Origin of the sequence: Psychrobacter immobilis, from assembly GCF_904846285.1 — a bacterium.
Classification (GTDB): domain Bacteria; phylum Pseudomonadota; class Gammaproteobacteria; order Pseudomonadales; family Moraxellaceae; genus Psychrobacter; species Psychrobacter immobilis_D.
This window is the reverse complement of sequence record NZ_CAJHAD010000001.1, coordinates 47533-64858: the sequence shown is the minus strand read 5'-3', so window position 1 is coordinate 64858 and position 17326 is coordinate 47533. Positions and strand designations below refer to the sequence as shown.

The window sequence follows — 17326 nt, the reverse complement described above, 5'->3', positions numbered from 1 at the left end:
GCTCACCAGTGTACTGCGGTATCAATGTGTGAATAAATGTGAGGTTACCAGACATTTTGTAACGCATGTTTCGTTTTTATACTGCTTATTATTATTCCTAATAAATACGATTAACACGAAAAAGCCAAGCGTAGGTTATATCCACGCTTGGCTTTTAGTCAAAATAATTCGTTTGAGAATGTTAAAGGTTAATGCTATTTAGTTTAATCAAAGATACAACTAATTAACCAAAGCTAGCAAAGCCGTAGTTAAAACGATTCTTCTAAACTGGGTCACCAACGCCGTTAATCACTTTTAATAAATGCTCCTGCGCGATATGCGGCAGCTCGCCTGCGGCAGGTTCAGTCTGCCGCCAGACACCATTACCGTCAAGCGTCCACGCTTGTACATTGTCTTTAAGATAATTCAATAAACCATCTTCATAAATCTGCTTAAAGAGCTTTTTATCTTCAATAGGAAATGCCACCTCGACGCGATGGAATAAGTTGCGATCCATCCAGTCAGCACTGCCGCAATATAGCCGCTCGTTCCCATCGTTATAGAAATAGTAAATGCGCGTATGCTCCAAAAAGCGCCCGATGACAGAACGCACGGTGATATTTTCAGACAGCCCTTTGACTTGCGGACGCAGACAGCACATGGAGCGCAAAATTAGCTCAATCTTAACTCCTGCTTGCGACGCATCATACAATTTATCAATCAGACGGCGCTCGGTCAGTGCATTGACCTTAACCATGATATGAGCGCGCTTGCCTGCTTTTGCATGGGCAATTTCATCATCGATAAAGCTCATCAGTTTTTCGTGCAAAGTAAACGGTGCATGCAGGAGCTTTTTCAGATTGGCCGGTTTGCCCATTCCCGTCAGTTCTTGAAAGATTTTATGCACGTCTTCTGAGATATCAGGGTCAGCACTGAATAAGCCGTAATCGGTATAAACTTTGGCATTGGCAGCGTGATAGTTCCCTGTGCCTAAATGCACATAACGGCGAATCTTATCGTCTTCACGGCGCACGATGAGCATCAGCTTGGCGTGGGTCTTGTAGCCCACAATGCCGTAAACCACGACTGCGCCTGCTTCTTGTAGATAGTTGGCAACCGCGATATTAGACGCTTCATCAAAGCGGGCGCGTAATTCAATAACCGCTGTCACCTCTTTACCATGACGCGCTGCTGCCGCTAGGGCTTTGACGATTTCTGAATTGGTACCCGAACGATATAAGGTTTGTTTAATGGCCAATACTTTTGGGTCGCTTGCCGCCTGCCATAATAAATTAATAATCGGTGAAAACGCATGAAACGGATGATGAACCAAGACATCACCTTTACGCATCGCAGCAAACATACTGGTTGCTTTATCGAGCTTATCGACTTCACGGCGAAAAGGCTTAGGTACGACATGGGTAAACGGCTGATAACGCAGCGCTGGAATATTAAAATCAAACAATAGGCGCGTTAGGTTCACCGGTCCATTGACGCGGTATAATTGATTGTCATGCAGCTCAAACTCATTAAGCAAATAATCACTAATGGGCGTCGGACAGTCAGTGGTGACCTCTAAACGCACCTTATCACCAAAGCGGCGGTTTTCAAGCTCGCCTTCTAAGGCCTTGGCAATGTCATCGACATCGTCTGCTAGGTCTAAATCTGCGTTGCGTGTCAATCTAAACTGATGACAGCCGGTGACATTCATGCCAGGGAATAGCTCACCAATATGTTCATGAATCACGGCTGACAGCATCACATGGTGCTCTTTACCACCCGTCAGCTCATCAGGCAGACGAATCACGCGCGGCAAGCTGCGCGGTGCTGGCACAATCGCTAGATTGATATCGCGGCCAAAGGCATCTTTGCCTTCTAAGGTAGCAATAAAGTTTAAGCTTTTATTCACCAAGCGCGGAAATGGATGCGCAGGGTCAATGCTAATGGGAGTTAAGACTGGGGATACTTGCTCAGTAAAATAGCGCTTCATCCATGCCGATTGCTCGCTATTTAGCTCATCACGTTTTAGATAACGAATATCTTCTTTAGCAAGTGCTGGCAGGATATCTTCATTGAGAATGCGATATTGCTCATCGATGGCATCATGGGTTATTGCTGATATTTCATTAAGAATCTCACTGGGGCGCATACCATGGACACTGGTCGATACATCGCCTAGATTGAGTTTTTGCATAATACCGGCAACGCGAATCTCAAAGAACTCATCGATATTGGAGGAAAAAATGATTAAGAAAAACAACCGCTCTAATAAAGGATGGCGCGGACTGGCCGCCTGTGCTAAAACCCGCAAATGAAACTGTAGTAAAGAGAAATCGCGATTGATATAACTGCTCGGCGAATAGCTGCCGTCTTCTGAACGTTGCCACTCAATTTCAGTTAGGTTCTCAGTTAAACTGTTAGTCGTACTATCGGTTAAACTATCGGTCGAATTGTCACTCACTTCAATAAAGTTTGGGCTTGTTTCATTGTCAGATTTTATACTCATATCAATACTGTCATTAACTTCATACTTATTGTCCATCTCTGCCATTTTCCCACTCCTTTAGCGTTATCGATACGCCATCATCTTTTATTTTTATACTCAAACCCGCTTAAGAAATTTTTATACTAATTTTTTTAAAGAGGCTAATTCTATATCCTATAACATAGCACAATTAGGCTTACTGCTATTTAAAATCACTAACAGTTTAAGCGAGCAATTTAAGCCGATTGCGGCAAAACGGCATTCTTCATTCGTTTTTTAATGATACGTTGCTTATTACGCAAGCGTTTGTCGCTTTGATGACTTTCATAGTATTTTGGATTGGTCAGCATGGCGATGAGTAAAGCGGATTCATCACGGTTTAGATTGGCTGCTGATTTATCAAAATAATGCTGGGCTGCAGCATCGATACCGTAAATGCCATTGCCAAACTCGGCGACATTTAGATAAGCGGTCAAAATACGCTGTTTATCCCAAAAGGTTTCTATCATTATAGTGAGAATAGCTTCTTCGGCTTTACGGGTATAAGAGCGATGCGAGGTGAGAAATAGGTTTTTGGCCAATTGCTGCGTTATCGTTGAGCCGCCCGCTGACATTTTCCCAGTCTCTTCGTTCTTTTTCTGCGCCGCCTTAATACCCTTCATATCAAAGCCATTATGTTGGCTAAACGTCGAATCTTCACTGACAATCGCCGCTTGCTTGGCAGATTTGGCAATGGCGTCATATTCCGCCCATGTCTGCGTGACTGTGCCGCCTGTCAAACGGTGGGTCAGCATAAACATACTATTATTAATCGGCTGAGTCTTCCAGATTAACAGTAACCCTGCGACCAACACATGGAATGCCACCACCAGCACTATAAATGCCAATAATAAGCGTTTGATAAATTTGCCAAAACTTGTCATGCGTGCGATATCCGAGTGGTTAAAAAATAGTCATATAAAAAGCGGCTGTCTATAAACGACTCACTATAAACTGCAAGCTATCAATAAGACGCTAATAATGCGCTAATAATGCGCAATGATAAATAGCAGGTCATCTTACCTAATCTCACAATCGCTGTCATTATTTACCCCATTTCTTTATCATGTAAATATTGCCAAGTGATATGAATGCTTTTTCTTAAAAGACTTAAGATAAGCACTTGGCGACAAATGCGATAAACGGATATAAGAACAAGAGCGTGAATATGGATAATGATACTACGATAGCAATGCTACGGGCACGTATGAGTGCCGCCAATACCAATCTTGGTACGGCTGAAAATCAGGATAAATGGTGGCTACTCGGGACGACTGGCTGCCATCTTTGTGACATCGCTGAGCAGTTGCTCACCCAATTTCAAGCGGTGCAGCCGATAAGCTATCAGCATGTTGATATTGCTGATTTTGATGAGGCACTTATGATGGATTTTGCCACCACGATTCCTGTGATATTAACGCCATCAAAACGTTTAAATTATCCGTTTTCAGTGCTAGATTTGCAGCAATTATTAGCTTCATAAAGCAGTCTTGATAAAGTTATCTTTATAAATCAGCCAGCATAAGACAGCTATTATAAAACAATCATAATAATGAGAAACCTATGAAAGATTTAAAGAAAATAACGGAAATTGAGGATTTGCGCTGTGTTGCCGAGCGTAAAGTACCGCGGATGTTTTATGACTATGTCGATTCAGGCTCATGGACTGAGACCACTTATCGTAATAATGAAACTGACTTTGACCTTATTAAATTGCGCCAGCGGGTATTGGTCAATATGGAAGGGCGCTCGCTTACCACTGATATGCTAGGCTCAAAAGTCAAAATGCCGGTTGCTATCGCGCCTACTGGCTTTACCGGTATGATGTGGGCAGATGGCGAGATTCACGCCGCACGGGCAGCGGAAAAGTTTGGTGTGCCTTTCTCGCTTTCGACCATGAGTATCTGCTCTATCGAAGATGTGGCAGAAAACACCAGTGCGCCGTTTTGGTTTCAGCTGTATGTGATGCGCGACCAAGAATTTATGGCGAACTTGATTCGCCGTGCTAAGGCTGCCAATTGTTCCGCGCTTATTTTAACCGCGGATTTACAAGTGCTCGGACAGCGCCATAAAGATATTAAAAACGGTCTTTCTGCGCCGCCGAAACCCACCATTGCCAATATACTGAATCTCATGACCAAGCCGCAATGGTGCATGAATATGCTCGGCACCAAACGTCATAGCTTTGGCAATATCGTTGGTCACGCCAAAAACGTCGATGATATCTCATCGCTATCGGCATGGACGGCTGAACAGTTTGACCCTGCGCTGAGTTGGGATGATGTCGCGCGTATTAAAGATATGTGGGGCGGCAAGCTGATTATCAAAGGTATTATGGAACCTGAAGATGCCATCATGGCTGCCCGTAGCGGTGCCGATGCGTTGGTCGTCTCAAACCATGGCGGCCGTCAGCTCGATGGGGCACTATCTTCCATTGCGGCGCTCGCTGATATCGTGCAAGCGGTACGAGCGGAAAACAGCAATATCGAGATTTGGCTCGATAGTGGTATTCGCTCCGGTCAAGATGTGCTCAAAGCACTAGCCGTAGGCGCTACTGGTACGATGATTGGTCGCGCGTTTTTATATGGGCTTGGTGCTTACGGTGAAGATGGCGTGCGCCGTGCGCTAGAGCTTATTTATAACGAATGCGATATCAGTATGGCGTTTTGTGGTCATACCGATATCAATCAAGTGACCGATGATATTTTGGTTAAAGGCACTTATGAGAATCTTAAGACTAATTCTTATTAAAAACTGGTTCTTATTAAACTGGTTCTTATTAAAAAGGCAGCCTTTATTAAATATTCATAACCAGCTTATGGGTGACACGCCCTAACCCTAGCCTTTATACTGTATTGATAATTTTTTATTGATAATTAGATTTTATGACCATTCAACAATTATTAAAAACAGCACCCGTCACCACTTTGCTATTAGTAAGCTTTATCGTGCTATTTATAGTGCAGGTGCTGACTGGCGTCGATGCCAATAATCCATCGACTGCAGAATTGCTAAAATGGGGCGCCAATGCTTTGCCTTATACCATGGATAGTGAACCATGGCGCTTGGCAAGTAGTGCCTTTTTGCATATCGGTCTGATGCATTTATTGTTTAATGGTTTTGCCATGTATTTCTTTGGGCAAATTGCCGAGCCGATGTTTGGCTCAGCAAAGTTTTTGGCACTATTTTTACTAGCGGCAATCGGTGGCAACCTACTGAACAACCATATTACGTGGCAAGGTATCTTAGATGGCACTGGACAACCTGGACTATCGGCGGGCGCGTCTGGCGGCATCATGGGTATCGGTGCTGCGCTATTGATAGCCGCACTGTTTAAAATCTCGGTCAACGGTATAGTGCTGAATCTTAAAAGCCTAATCATTATTATGGGCATAAACTTAGTATATGGCTTTGCCGTACCGGGTATTGATAATGCCGGACATATTGGCGGCGCAGTAACGGGATTGGTGATTGCATTGGCGTTCGTGATTGCTTACCGTCAGCGGTTGGCTGCTACGCTACAGAATGCACCTAGCCGAGATGGAGACATTTATCAGACGACGTATATCAACTCTGCAGTAAACAGCGACCCTGACTTTTCTGCCGACACTCCTCGCTTTGATAATGATGGTAATTTTGATAATAACAGCAGTTTTAATCATGACTCTGCTGTAAACTTGCCTATAAATGTGAATGCTAATCAAGCAAGCCTTAATCACCCTAACTCTAACGAACAACAAACAGCGACCAAATCCATCTTTATTTGGCAATTGCTACCGTGGCTGGTCATGCTGCTGATTAGTATTGGCTTTATATGGTGGTGGCAAGATATTCATCAGCAAATACTACAAGTGTTAGCAGCCATTGAGTAAAGTGCCAGACTTATTTATCATTCTATTTATCGACTCTGTTTTAACCATTTATCCCACCCACTTATGAGAGCAAACCATGTTTAAATCATCAGCACTATCGCAATCGTTAACGCGTACTGTCCTTAGCGCATTGACCGCCACCGCCCTAATTAGTGTCGCTAGCTTCTCTAATGCTGCACTTTTTAAGAACAACTTACCGACTGATAAAGATGCAATTTTAAGCGTCGGCGTCAACGTCATGGCGGTCAAATCAGCTTATGATTTGGAAGATAGCACTGAGATAAAAGTATTGCCGGGTGTGTTTTATGATAACAACAGAATCTATGCACGCGGTGCGCAGGCTGGCGCTTATATCATCAATGATGGCACCAATCAGCTAGCGGCTTACGTGCAGCTTGATGGCAGTGAGTTCGACCCTGATGATGCAACTGGCGCGCTGCAAGGTCTAGATAAACGTAAAGCATCAGCCGCTGCCGGTCTATCGTATCTACGTCGTACGCCTGTTGGCGGCTTCCGCCTGCAAGTCGCGACTGACGTTTTAGATAATAGTGGTGGTAATACGGCGCGCTTGACCTACCTTGCCAAAATCACTAAAGATAAGCTGACGGTCTATCCAAGCATTGGCTTTGAGTATCATGATGCTGACTATAACAACTATTATTATGGCGTTACTGAACAAGAGTCAGCGAAAACAGGCGTTGTGGCTTATACCTCTAATTCAAGCTTGAATCCGTATATCAATATCAGTGCCAACTATGATTTCAATGAGCGCTGGGCGGGATTTGCCAATCAAAGTTTAAGCTATCTGGCCAATGAGCAACATGACAGTCCAATGGTAGATTCGCGTACGGATGCAACAACGACGCTAGGTTTGCTTTATAAATTCTAATAAATCTTAGATTTAGATAAAAAAAAGACCTTGTCGCGTTATGTGATAAGGTCTTTTTTTATATCTACTTTAATTATAGGGTGCGCCTAGCTAGCTCACCGATAAAATACATATTTCTTAAAATAGGTGCGTGGGACACACCCTACAATACTTTTAAATATATTATTAATAATTTTTTTAAGAAAGTTCCATATTTGTTGATCTTTTCAGAAGTTCTAAGATATCTGGACGTTCTTTTAGAAGGACTTTATTTGCCATTTCCTGAATGAATGGAGCTACCCAGTATTGGCTACTTTCAGGTGGCGACATACCAAGGTTCAGATGGTCTAAATAATCAGAAGACACCATATAGTGTTCATTAATCGTCAAAATGTATGAAATATTAAGTATAAACACATCTCGAATATCGTTTCGTAACTGCTCAAGATTCTGAAAACGCTCTTTCAAATATACCCTGCCATCGTTGAGCAGTATCAAAGCAAAAAAATTGTAGTGCATATTGTCATTACAACGATCTCGAATACCTTCATAGCGCCTGTCTAAATCAATTAACTTATTAAGCTTGGATAAAGATGAAGAGTTATTTAGATATTTTGCCATCTTAGACATTCTTGGTAACGGTTTTTTTCCATGAAGCCAATTATTGATTTCAGTAACATAAAAATCTGCTATTCCTGAGTTTTGATTGATATATAAGTTTGTATATGCATTAATCATGACTGAATCATAATACTTCCTTAATAATGCATAGGCATCATTTAAATTACCATTTTTTAAAACTAAATTTATAGACTCTAGAGTACCTCTCATCGACATATAGACATAGGTATCCATATTAACAACTGCTGTTGTACCTTTAGTTGCAAAGCTCATAACAGAATTCGACAAAGACTCATAAAAGTTGACATAATAATTCAGTTCTTCAAATATCGTATAGTTAGTATATTTGGTATCAGTTGAATTCATAGTTTAATGCTCTGTAGATTTGGTAGTTTATTATCTTTTAACAAGGTTTTATATATCATAACTTAAAAACATAAATGAAATCGTTGGGTGTCACAGGCTCTACCGTTAAATCTAAAAAATAAAAAAAGACCTTGCCACATTTCATGACAAGGTCTTTTAAAATTCTCTACATCTATCAGCTTGTTAAAAACTAGCCTTTAAGCTTTTTGGTAGAAGCAACATTACAACCTTTATAAAGAATTTCACTCTTAGCGTTTTGGATATTAGCCGATGATTTATGATAATTATTTAAACGCAGTGCACCAGTCATAATACTGAAGTTTTCTTCATCACCAAACACGGTATCAACATCGTCAGAGCGACCTAAGTTAATCGGTAAAAATCTTTTTTTACCATTTAGATTGGCTTCTGCAAAGGTCGGTAGGTTTTGCTTATTAAAACCATAAGTCACGCTGACTTTCTTGTTGCTTTGGCAAGTATAGTTGACTTGTCTAATTTTAACAGCAGTATCATAACTCTCGCTAGCTTCCATTACTTTGTCCGAGTAAGCCATTGCAGAACCAGAACCCAACATTGCCATCAAAATACCAGCTGATGATAGAGCGGCCGTTAACTTTTTCATAAATTACCTCAATGATATAATTAGAATGGTCATAGATAAGAGAATACAAACATGGACGTTAGCGGCGAACTATTTTTAGTTAGTCTCATCGTTCGCTCTTATTGTCTTTGTCGTGATTTATAACTGTTATTCACGAACTCTTACCTATGCGCTCATTATAAGCAAAATTTTTGTTGGCGCTGTTATAAGTATTGGTTTGCTTGTTGTATGAGCGTAAGACATTGTTTCTCTCGATGTATGTGCTTCAATTGATAGATAAAAAAAAGACCTTGCCACATCCATTTATAAAGGATGACAAGGTCTTTTCACTATTCTAAGAAAGTATTAAATAGCTTACTTAGGGTTTACCATATCAGCAGGAATAACCCACTTATCAAACTGCGCTTCAGTTAATAGCTCTAGCTCAACCGCAACTTGCTTCAAGGTTTTATTTTCTTTATAAGCCGTCTTAGCGATTTTCGCTGCATTTTCATAACCAACATGACGGTTTAATGCGGTAACTAGCATTAATGAGTTATGCAAGAAATCATCGATTTTGTCTTTTACTGGCTCAATACCAACGGCACAGTTTTCGTTAAAGCTATTACACGCATCGCCAAGCAGTTTAATAGATTGCAACAAGTTAAACGCGATAACTGGCTTATAAACGTTTAGCTCAAAGTTACCTGACGCGCCTGCCATGCTGATAGTGACATCATTACCCATTACTTGAGCGACAACCATGGTCATCGCTTCTGACTGAGTTGGGTTCACTTTACCCGGCATGATAGATGAGCCTGGCTCATTTTCAGGAATCGTCAACTCGCCTAGACCACAACGAGGACCTGACGCCAACCAACGTACGTCGTTAGCGATTTTATTTAAGCTACCCGCTAGGGTTTTGAGTGCGCCTGAAGCAAATACTTCGGCATCACGAGCGGCTAGAGCTTCAAATTTATTTGGTGAGGTGACAAATGGTAGATCCGTCAAGGTTGATAATTGCTCAGCTGATTTTACCGCATAATCAGGATGAGCATTTAGACCCGTACCAACCGCCGTACCGCCTAGTGGCAATTCATACAAACCTTGTAAAGCGTTGTCGATACGAGTTAATGAATGATCAAGTTGGCTGACATAGCCGCTAAACTCTTGACCTAAGGTCAAAGGCGTAGCGTCTTGTAAATGCGTACGACCGATTTTGACAATGCTATCAAACTCTTTAGCTTTAGCAGCCAAGGTATCACGTAGTGCTTTTACCGCTGGAATCAATAAGCCATTGATTTCACGAGCAGCAGCCACACGAATCGCAGTTGGGAAGCTGTCGTTGGTAGATTGCGCATGGTTGACATGGTCGTTCGGGTGAATCGGCGTGTAGCTGCCACGCTCAGAACCAGCGATTTCGTTGGCACGATTGGCCAATACTTCGTTCATGTTCATATTTGACTGGGTGCCAGAACCAGTCTGCCATACAACCAATGGGAACTGATCCGTTAGACCACCGTTGATGACTTCATCAGCAGCTTGGACGATTAAATCGCGCTTATTGCCTTCGATACGCTCAAGGCTGGCATTGGTAATCGCAGCGGCTTTTTTAACCAAAGCCATTGCTTCAATCATTGGACGTGGCAAAGTCTCGCCACCGATTTTAAAGTTTTCACGGCTACGCTGAGTTTGCGCACCCCAATAAGCATCAGTTGGGACTTCCACGTTGCCCATGGTATCTTTTTCGGTACGAGTTGCCTGATTCTGTGTCGACATAACTACCCTCTTTGATGGTTTGTTGTATAGCTGCTTCGAAAAAGTGCAACACACGCTGCACATAAAGGAAAATACGTTTTAAAGTGCCGTTATGATAGCATGACTTATTATAAATTTCTCCAAGTCCGTGAGGCTAACTGATGTCTAAAAACACCAGCCAACAACAATCTGCTACTTCGTTATCTGACTCGTTACCTGAGTTATCGACTCATGACGCTCACTCTAAAAAAGAGATTAAAGTCGCTGATAGCTTGGCCAATCCACCCAGACGGCAATTTACCCGTCAGCGCCGTAAGCTCACGGATGGCGAGCGCAGACAATACGCACGTATGGCAAGTTTGCATTTAGTTAAATTGCAACAGCGCTTACCACCGCTCGCCCGTATCGGCTTATATTATGATGGCTTTGGCGAGCTGCCCACTCAGCTACTGTTGGACTGGTGTCAACGCTTAGGCTATTTACCTTATCTGCCTGTGGTTGGTTCGCTCGGACGTACTAGAAATGGCAACGATGATAAACGGCTGCGCTTTGTGCCTATCTATCAGTCGAAACTATTGAATATACCGACGCGTATTCACGGCTTAGGTATGAAGCAAAATCATCATCGACGATTATTGTGGGCAGCTGAATTAGATGTCATTATCTGTCCATTAACAGCAGTTGATAAAAACGGTAACCGTATGGGTATGGGTGGCGGATTTTATGATACGACCCTTAGTAAAAGCCATCAAGCAGGGTTAAAAAAGCCATTAAAAATTGGTTGGTGTTACGACTTTCAAGTAGTAGAACAGCTTGAGCGTCAACCGTGGGATGTGCCATTAGATGGTTTGATAACGCCGAGTGGCTTGAGGTGGTTTCGATGAATGATAATAAGAAATCTCTAGATACTAACTCTAGTGCAGAGAATGTCGAACAACATTTGCAAGAGTTAGAAAAAGCGGATTATGAGCTGCTATATTATAGTCAAGAGCAGACTTTTAGCGCTGATGAGCTGGCAAGAGTTATCAATGAACGCCGCTTAAACGAATTACTGGCGCAGAGTGATGAGTTTTTGAATGGCTTGAATAGTGAGATTACCGATTTTGACGAGTAGTGTTAAGAAAGGCATACATGACTCTATGACAAAAAATCAAAAAGGCGAATGATTATAAAATCACTCGCCTTTTTTATATCTATTATCAAAGTTTAGATTATTGATTAAAGCACCATCGCCGCAATCCAGCCAAATACCAATAATGGAATATTGTAATGAATAAAGGTCGGTACCACACTGTCTTTAATATGGTCATGCTGACCATCTACGTTTAGACCGGAAGTTGGTCCGAGCGTCGAGTCTGACGCTGGCGAACCGGCATCGCCAAGCGCGCCAGCTGTACCAATAATCGCCACTGTGGCGAGTGGTGAAAACCCTAAAGAAATACATAGTGGTACATAAATCGCTGCCAAAATAGGAATGGTCGAAAATGACGAACCAATACCCATGGTTACAATCAAACCGATCAAGAGCATAATAAATGCGGCCATCGCTTTATTACCTGCAAATAAAGACGCAGCACCATCAACCAATGGTTGAATTTGTTCGGTCGCTTTCATGACTTCGGCAAAACCTTGCGCGGTAATCATAATAAAGCCAATCATCGCCATCAGCTTGATGCCGTCATTAAAGACCGTATCGGCATCACGCCATTTGACCACGCCCGTTGCCATAAACACGCCAAAACCAAACATCGAGCCGAGTAATAGTGAGTCGGTATAGAGCTGTACAACAAAGGCGGTGACAATAGCAATCAGTGCGACGATGGTTTTCATCTTGCTTTGCGTTTGTGCGTCGGCGGCTGTTTTGCTTAAAGAATCATTTTGTACTACCGCATCGCGCGCTTGTTTATCGATTGCTAGCTGCTGATACTGACGCGGCTTACGATAGCTGATAAATACCGCCACTAGCAAACCAACGAGCATGCCAAGTGCTGGAATCGCCATGGCTTTGGTGACCGAAATATTCGATACATCAATACCGGCTTCACCAACGTTTTTAAGCATGATTTGATTGAGATAAATATCGCCAAAGCCATAAGGGATAAACATATAAGTGGTGACGAGACCAAAGGTAATCAGACAGGCAATCAGGCGTCTATCGATTTGCATGCGGTTAAAGGCAAGCAATAAGGGCGGCACGAGCAATGGAATAAAGGCGATATGAATAGGAATTAAGTTTTGGCTAAAGCAACTTATGGTAACCAGACCGGCAAACAGCATGTATTTAATCATGCCACTAGTGCCACCGGCATCAATGCGCTTAATGACTGCTCCTGCCAAAGATTGCGGCAAGCCCGAATGTGCAATCGCTACTGCAAAAGCACCCAACAAGGCATAAGACAACGCGATTTGCGCGCCATTACGGATCCCTTCTTGAAAGGCATTTAAGGTATCGGTCATGCCAAGACCAGCAATCAGCCCACCTGCTAGCGCCCCGATTAATAAACTGAGTACCACGTGTACCCGCGCTAAAGACAGCCCTAGCATGATGACTACCGCTAGTAGCACCGCATTGATGGTCATATTCTCGCCCCTTACCCTATGTTTTGTGGCCCGCTATTGTCACATTGCCGACCTATTTATTTCGCCCTCGCGTTTTAACTCACACTTTAATCCATATAGTTGCTATTTGAACGGAGCGGTTAAGACGCGCGTCATTTTACCTGATTTTGCCCATAAAGCCCACGCGCAGAACCTAACAGACATAAGAGAAAATACCAATAAAGGCTTAATATTCTCATTACTGTTCGTGATAGAGCCTTGCAATTTCATTCAGCAGCACCATTTATCTAAACATGAACCACTAACTTGACTTTACAAGTCTGGTGAACGAGGAAAAATATATGAGTGAACATAAAATTGCCCAAGACAATATCGACATCGATGTCGACGTTTCATCTAACGTTTCTGATGATAGTGCGCTAAATAATTCATCTGACGATATGTTAGAAAACGAGTCGGCGTCTGAAACGGTTGAAAATAAAACTGTCGAAGACAATAAGAGTAAAGACAGCGATTCTGAAGATATTAAGGATAAAGACGCTGAAGAAAACTATCTTCCGCTACTGGCATTGCGCGATGTGGTTGTTTATCCGCATATGCAAATTGCCTTATTTGTTGGTCGTACGCCATCGGTGAAAGCTGTTGAATTGGCACAAGCTGAGTACGGCAATAAAGTATTAGTCGTGGCGCAAAAAGACTCACTGACTGAAGATATTGATCAAGACAACTTGTATCAGTACGGTACGGTTTGCCGTATCGTCAGCACCATACCACATGATAGCGATGAGAATTGCATCAAAGTACTGATCGAAGGTCAATACCGCGCGCGTGTTGACTCGATAGAGAGTCATGACGGGCTATTGATGGCAAAATTTGAACGTGCTGACCTTGATGTCGACATGGATGAGAGCCAGCAAAAAAATACCATTCAAGCATTAACTACGTTGTTTGAAGGCTATGCTGACGCTCGTCTACGTAATGCCCGTGAGCTAACCCGCGTGGCCAAACGCATCGATGACTTACTTGAACTGGTCTATTTTATCTCAACCCGCGTGTCGATGGATTTGGATATTAAGCAATCGTTCTTAGAACAAGACGATATCAAAACGCATATCAATACTTTAACTGAATACTTGGTTAAACAAAGTGCTGAACAAAATATCGAGCAAGATATCCAAGATGCGGTTCGTCAGCAAATGGAAGATAACCAGCGCGAGTACTTCTTAAACGAGAAGATGAAAGCCATCAAGAATGAGCTGTCAGATATGAATGACGGTGCGTTCGATGGTGAAGATGACGTGGCTGAGCTTGAGCAGCGTCTAGAAGATGCTGACTTGCCAGAAGATGTGCGCAAAAAAGCTGAGCAAGAGATGAAAAAGCTCAAAATGATGCCACCTGCTTCATCAGAGTCTTCAGTGGTACGCAACTATATTGAATGGATTTTGGACACACCGTGGAATGCCACAACCAAAGTTTCGATCAATTTAGATAAAGCTAAAACCGTCTTAGACGAAGACCATTATGGCTTGCAAGATGTTAAAGACCGCATCTTAGAATACCTCGCCGTACAGTCACGCGTGAAAAAACTTCGCGGTCCGATTCTTTGTTTAGTTGGTCCTCCGGGTGTTGGTAAGACTTCATTAGGTGAGTCGATTGCGCGCGCTACCGGTCGTAAGTTTGTGCGTATGGCACTTGGCGGCGTACGTGATGAAGCGGAAATTCGTGGTCATCGCCGTACGTATATCGGCGCAATGCCAGGTAAAATCGTGCAATCACTGGCGAAAGTGGAAGTTAAAAACCCGCTCTTCTTGTTAGATGAAATCGATAAGATGGCGCAAGACTTCCGTGGCGATCCAGCATCAGCGTTGCTTGAAGTGCTAGATCCTTCACAGAACGATACTTTTAATGACCATTACTTAGATATGGACTTAGATTTATCACAAGTGATGTTTATCTGTACCGCTAACAGTATGGATATTCCAGCAGCACTGCTCGACCGTATGGAAGTGATTCGTCTACCGGGCTATACCGAAGCAGAAAAAGTCAATATCGCGCAGAAATATCTCGTACCAAAAGCCATTAAAAATAATGGTCTTAAAGAAGGCGAGATTGAGATTGTTGAAGCGGCGTTGCATAGCATCGTTCGTAGCTACACGCGTGAAGCAGGTGTGCGTAACCTTGAGCGTGAAGTCAATAAAATCTGCCGTAAAGTGGTTCGCGGTTCGGTTGAAACGCATGGCGCTCGCGCTCCGAAAAAAGCAGAGCGTCAACTGGTCGTGGTCGATGACAAAAACATCGATGACTATCTAGGTGTCCATCAATATGACTATGGTCTAGCGGAAGAAGAGCCTGAGATTGGTCGTATTACTGGGCTTGCTTGGACTCAAGTCGGTGGCGAGCTACTCACTATCGAAGCGGTCGCGATGAAAGGTAAAGGTGAGCTTATCTTTACCGGTTCACTTGGGGACGTGATGAAAGAGTCTATTCGTGCTGCCATGAGTGTGGTTCGTGCTCGCGGTGACAGCTTAGGTATCGATTATGAGACCTTTAAAACCACGGATGTTCACGTCCATATGCCAGAAGGCGCAACACCGAAAGATGGTCCATCAGCTGGTGGTGCGTTAACGACAGCGCTGGTATCTGCATTAACTGGTATTGCGATTCGTCCCGATATTGCCATGACAGGTGAGATTACTTTACGTGGTAAAATCCTACGTATCGGTGGTCTTAAAGAGAAGCTGCTCGCGGCGCATCGTGGCGGTATCAAGCATGTGTTGATTCCAGATACCAACGAGCGCGACTTGGCGGATATCCCTGATAACGTCAAAGAAGGCTTAACCATTCAGCCAGTCGCGACGATTGATGAGATATTAAAAGTAGCGTTGGTCAGTATGCCAGTGCCGCTTAAGCCTGCCAAAGTAACGGTTGATAAAACCTCAAGCAAAGCGCTGCATAACTAATCTGATTAGTTAATAATCCAGTCTTACAAATTAAAGAGCCGCTCATCGTCATGATGGGCGGCTTTTTTTTGGTAATAATAAAAACAATCTAGTTAAGACCCTGTGCTATATTTTAGACAAATGTTTATATGGTAATGAAAATGACTTTAAATCGCTTAACTCTATCCTTATTGCTCGCTATCTCTTTTCCGGCAGCGCTAATAGGTTGTCAGTCTAATATTGCAAAAGATAATTCTACACCTGCTAACTCAATAGTGACTGGCTCTAGCACTTCTGCTCCAGTACTATCTGAGCAAGTAATAAATGTTGAAAGTGTCAATCGCTTTGATTGGAAATTGGTGCGCTGGATAGACAATCAAAGTATTGTTAATGATGTCGATACCGTACCGCCGTTAATGCTTGACGTGCGTCCTAGCAATTTAGTGTTTAAATATGACTGCCAGCGCTATCGCTTAAACCATGATGGTTATCAAGATTACACTTACAGCTCATACGGCGTAACTACCATTACGCAGCCTTCTTGCTTAATAACTAATAAACAAGCAGCTCACAATATCTTTCAGTATTTAGAACGATTATTTCCTGAATACGGCAGAGGACGTTTTAACCTTAGAATCACTTCACCATCTACACAAACAAAATCGTTTTCATTTTTGAATAAACTTACTCCAAAAAAACCAACCCCTTATGAGCTGGTCTTAAATGTTCAGGACAAGCAGCTTGTATTTGAAGGTACATTTAAGACCCTACAACCAGTAACGGGACTAGCCATTACTTATGAGTTTCTAAAAGAATATCAATGGCGATTGGTAAGCGCAGTCGATAGCAATCAAAAAACCATCATTGAGCTTAGTCGTCCAGATTTTCCAGTGACTGCCTATTTTGCTTACCCAATGTATAACGATGAGCATCATGTTGGCTTTAGCTCTGATTGTAATGGTGTTGGTGGTTCTTACATTTTAACGCCTGACAATAAATTGTTGATTGGCTCAAGCCCCCAAACTATGATGGGGTGTAGTCCTAAACGTGAAGCGGCAGAAGATAAAATCAGAGAACTTGAACAGTTAAGCAAAAGCCAATTGACCTTACAAAGATTACCAAATACCAATCTCGACTCCTCAAGCTTACCCTATTATTTACTTACTCAAAAACTTGATACGGGCGAAACGCTTATCTGGAAGAATGAAATAAAGAAAACACCTTAGCCTCTATTCATTTTCATATTTTTTAAAAGGATTT

The 17326-nt window shown here is 42.6% G+C and carries 14 protein-coding genes; 8 read left to right on the top strand and 6 right to left on the bottom strand.

Annotated elements, in window-relative coordinates:
* Positions 1-262: 262 nt before the first annotated feature.
* Together ppk1 and mtgA are read right to left on the bottom strand one after the other, a co-directional pair.
* The gene (ppk1, locus tag JMX13_RS00290) at positions 263-2485 is read right to left on the bottom strand and encodes a polyphosphate kinase 1 (protein ID WP_413786296.1); all 2223 of its coding nucleotides are present in this window, start codon (positions 2483-2485) and stop codon (positions 263-265) included.
* 215 nt (positions 2486-2700) lie between these two features.
* Positions 2701-3387: a monofunctional biosynthetic peptidoglycan transglycosylase gene (gene mtgA, locus JMX13_RS00285; RefSeq protein ID WP_201544861.1), complete on the bottom strand. Its 687-nt coding sequence runs from the start codon at positions 3385-3387 to the stop codon at positions 2701-2703.
* Positions 3388-3671: 284 nt separating this feature from the next.
* On the opposite strand from mtgA, the gene JMX13_RS00280 reads away from it, so the two are divergent.
* The 4 genes from JMX13_RS00280 to JMX13_RS00265 all read left to right on the top strand — a co-directional run bounded on the left by JMX13_RS00280 (position 3672) and on the right by JMX13_RS00265 (position 7264).
* On the top strand, positions 3672-3986 hold the full coding sequence (locus tag JMX13_RS00280) for a glutaredoxin family protein (protein WP_201608839.1): 315 nt from the start codon (positions 3672-3674) through the stop codon (positions 3984-3986).
* Between the two features lie 80 nt (positions 3987-4066).
* Positions 4067-5254 carry an alpha-hydroxy acid oxidase gene (locus JMX13_RS00275; protein WP_201608838.1) on the top strand — a complete coding sequence of 396 codons (1188 nt, stop codon included), beginning with the start codon at positions 4067-4069 and terminating at the stop codon, positions 5252-5254.
* A gap of 134 nt (positions 5255-5388) precedes the next feature.
* Entirely contained in the window at positions 5389-6375 is a 987-nt protein-coding gene (locus JMX13_RS00270; RefSeq protein WP_201608837.1) for a rhomboid family intramembrane serine protease, read from the top strand.
* Positions 6376-6451: 76 nt separating this feature from the next.
* Positions 6452-7264 (top strand): MipA/OmpV family protein, encoded by an 813-nt coding sequence (locus JMX13_RS00265; protein ID WP_201608836.1) that lies wholly within the window; start codon positions 6452-6454, stop codon positions 7262-7264.
* A gap of 177 nt (positions 7265-7441) precedes the next feature.
* Here JMX13_RS00265 and JMX13_RS00260 read toward each other — a convergent pair whose 3' ends face one another.
* From JMX13_RS00260 to fumC, 3 genes are all read right to left on the bottom strand, one after another.
* A complete protein-coding gene (locus JMX13_RS00260) occupies positions 7442-8230 on the bottom strand; it encodes a hypothetical protein (protein ID WP_201608835.1) in 789 nt (262 codons plus the stop codon).
* Positions 8231-8420: 190 nt separating this feature from the next.
* Positions 8421-8852: an adhesin gene (locus JMX13_RS00255; protein WP_201608834.1), complete on the bottom strand. Its 432-nt coding sequence runs from the start codon at positions 8850-8852 to the stop codon at positions 8421-8423.
* 333 nt (positions 8853-9185) lie between these two features.
* Entirely contained in the window at positions 9186-10589 is a 1404-nt protein-coding gene (gene fumC, locus JMX13_RS00250; RefSeq protein WP_201608833.1) for a class II fumarate hydratase, read from the bottom strand.
* Positions 10590-10729: 140 nt separating this feature from the next.
* Here fumC and JMX13_RS00245 point away from each other — a divergent pair, with 140 nt between their 5' ends.
* Both JMX13_RS00245 and JMX13_RS00240 read left to right on the top strand, forming a co-directional pair.
* On the top strand, positions 10730-11452 hold the full coding sequence (locus tag JMX13_RS00245; RefSeq protein WP_201608832.1) for a 5-formyltetrahydrofolate cyclo-ligase: 723 nt from the start codon (positions 10730-10732) through the stop codon (positions 11450-11452).
* Positions 11449-11682 carry a hypothetical protein gene (locus JMX13_RS00240; protein ID WP_201608831.1) on the top strand — a complete coding sequence of 78 codons (234 nt, stop codon included), beginning with the start codon at positions 11449-11451 and terminating at the stop codon, positions 11680-11682. The genes JMX13_RS00245 and JMX13_RS00240 overlap by 4 nt, the downstream gene beginning before the upstream one ends.
* Positions 11683-11786: 104 nt before the next feature.
* Here JMX13_RS00240 and JMX13_RS00235 read toward each other — a convergent pair whose 3' ends face one another.
* Positions 11787-13148: a Na+/H+ antiporter family protein gene (locus tag JMX13_RS00235; protein WP_227686149.1), complete on the bottom strand. Its 1362-nt coding sequence runs from the start codon at positions 13146-13148 to the stop codon at positions 11787-11789.
* A 320-nt stretch (positions 13149-13468) separates the two neighbouring features.
* Here JMX13_RS00235 and lon point away from each other — a divergent pair, with 320 nt between their 5' ends.
* Both lon and JMX13_RS00225 read left to right on the top strand, forming a co-directional pair.
* On the top strand, positions 13469-16087 hold the full coding sequence (gene lon, locus JMX13_RS00230) for an endopeptidase La (RefSeq protein WP_227686148.1): 2619 nt from the start codon (positions 13469-13471) through the stop codon (positions 16085-16087).
* Positions 16088-16227: 140 nt separating this feature from the next.
* On the top strand, positions 16228-17292 hold the full coding sequence (locus JMX13_RS00225) for an META domain-containing protein (RefSeq protein ID WP_201608830.1): 1065 nt from the start codon (positions 16228-16230) through the stop codon (positions 17290-17292).
* Positions 17293-17326: the final 34 nt, after the last annotated feature.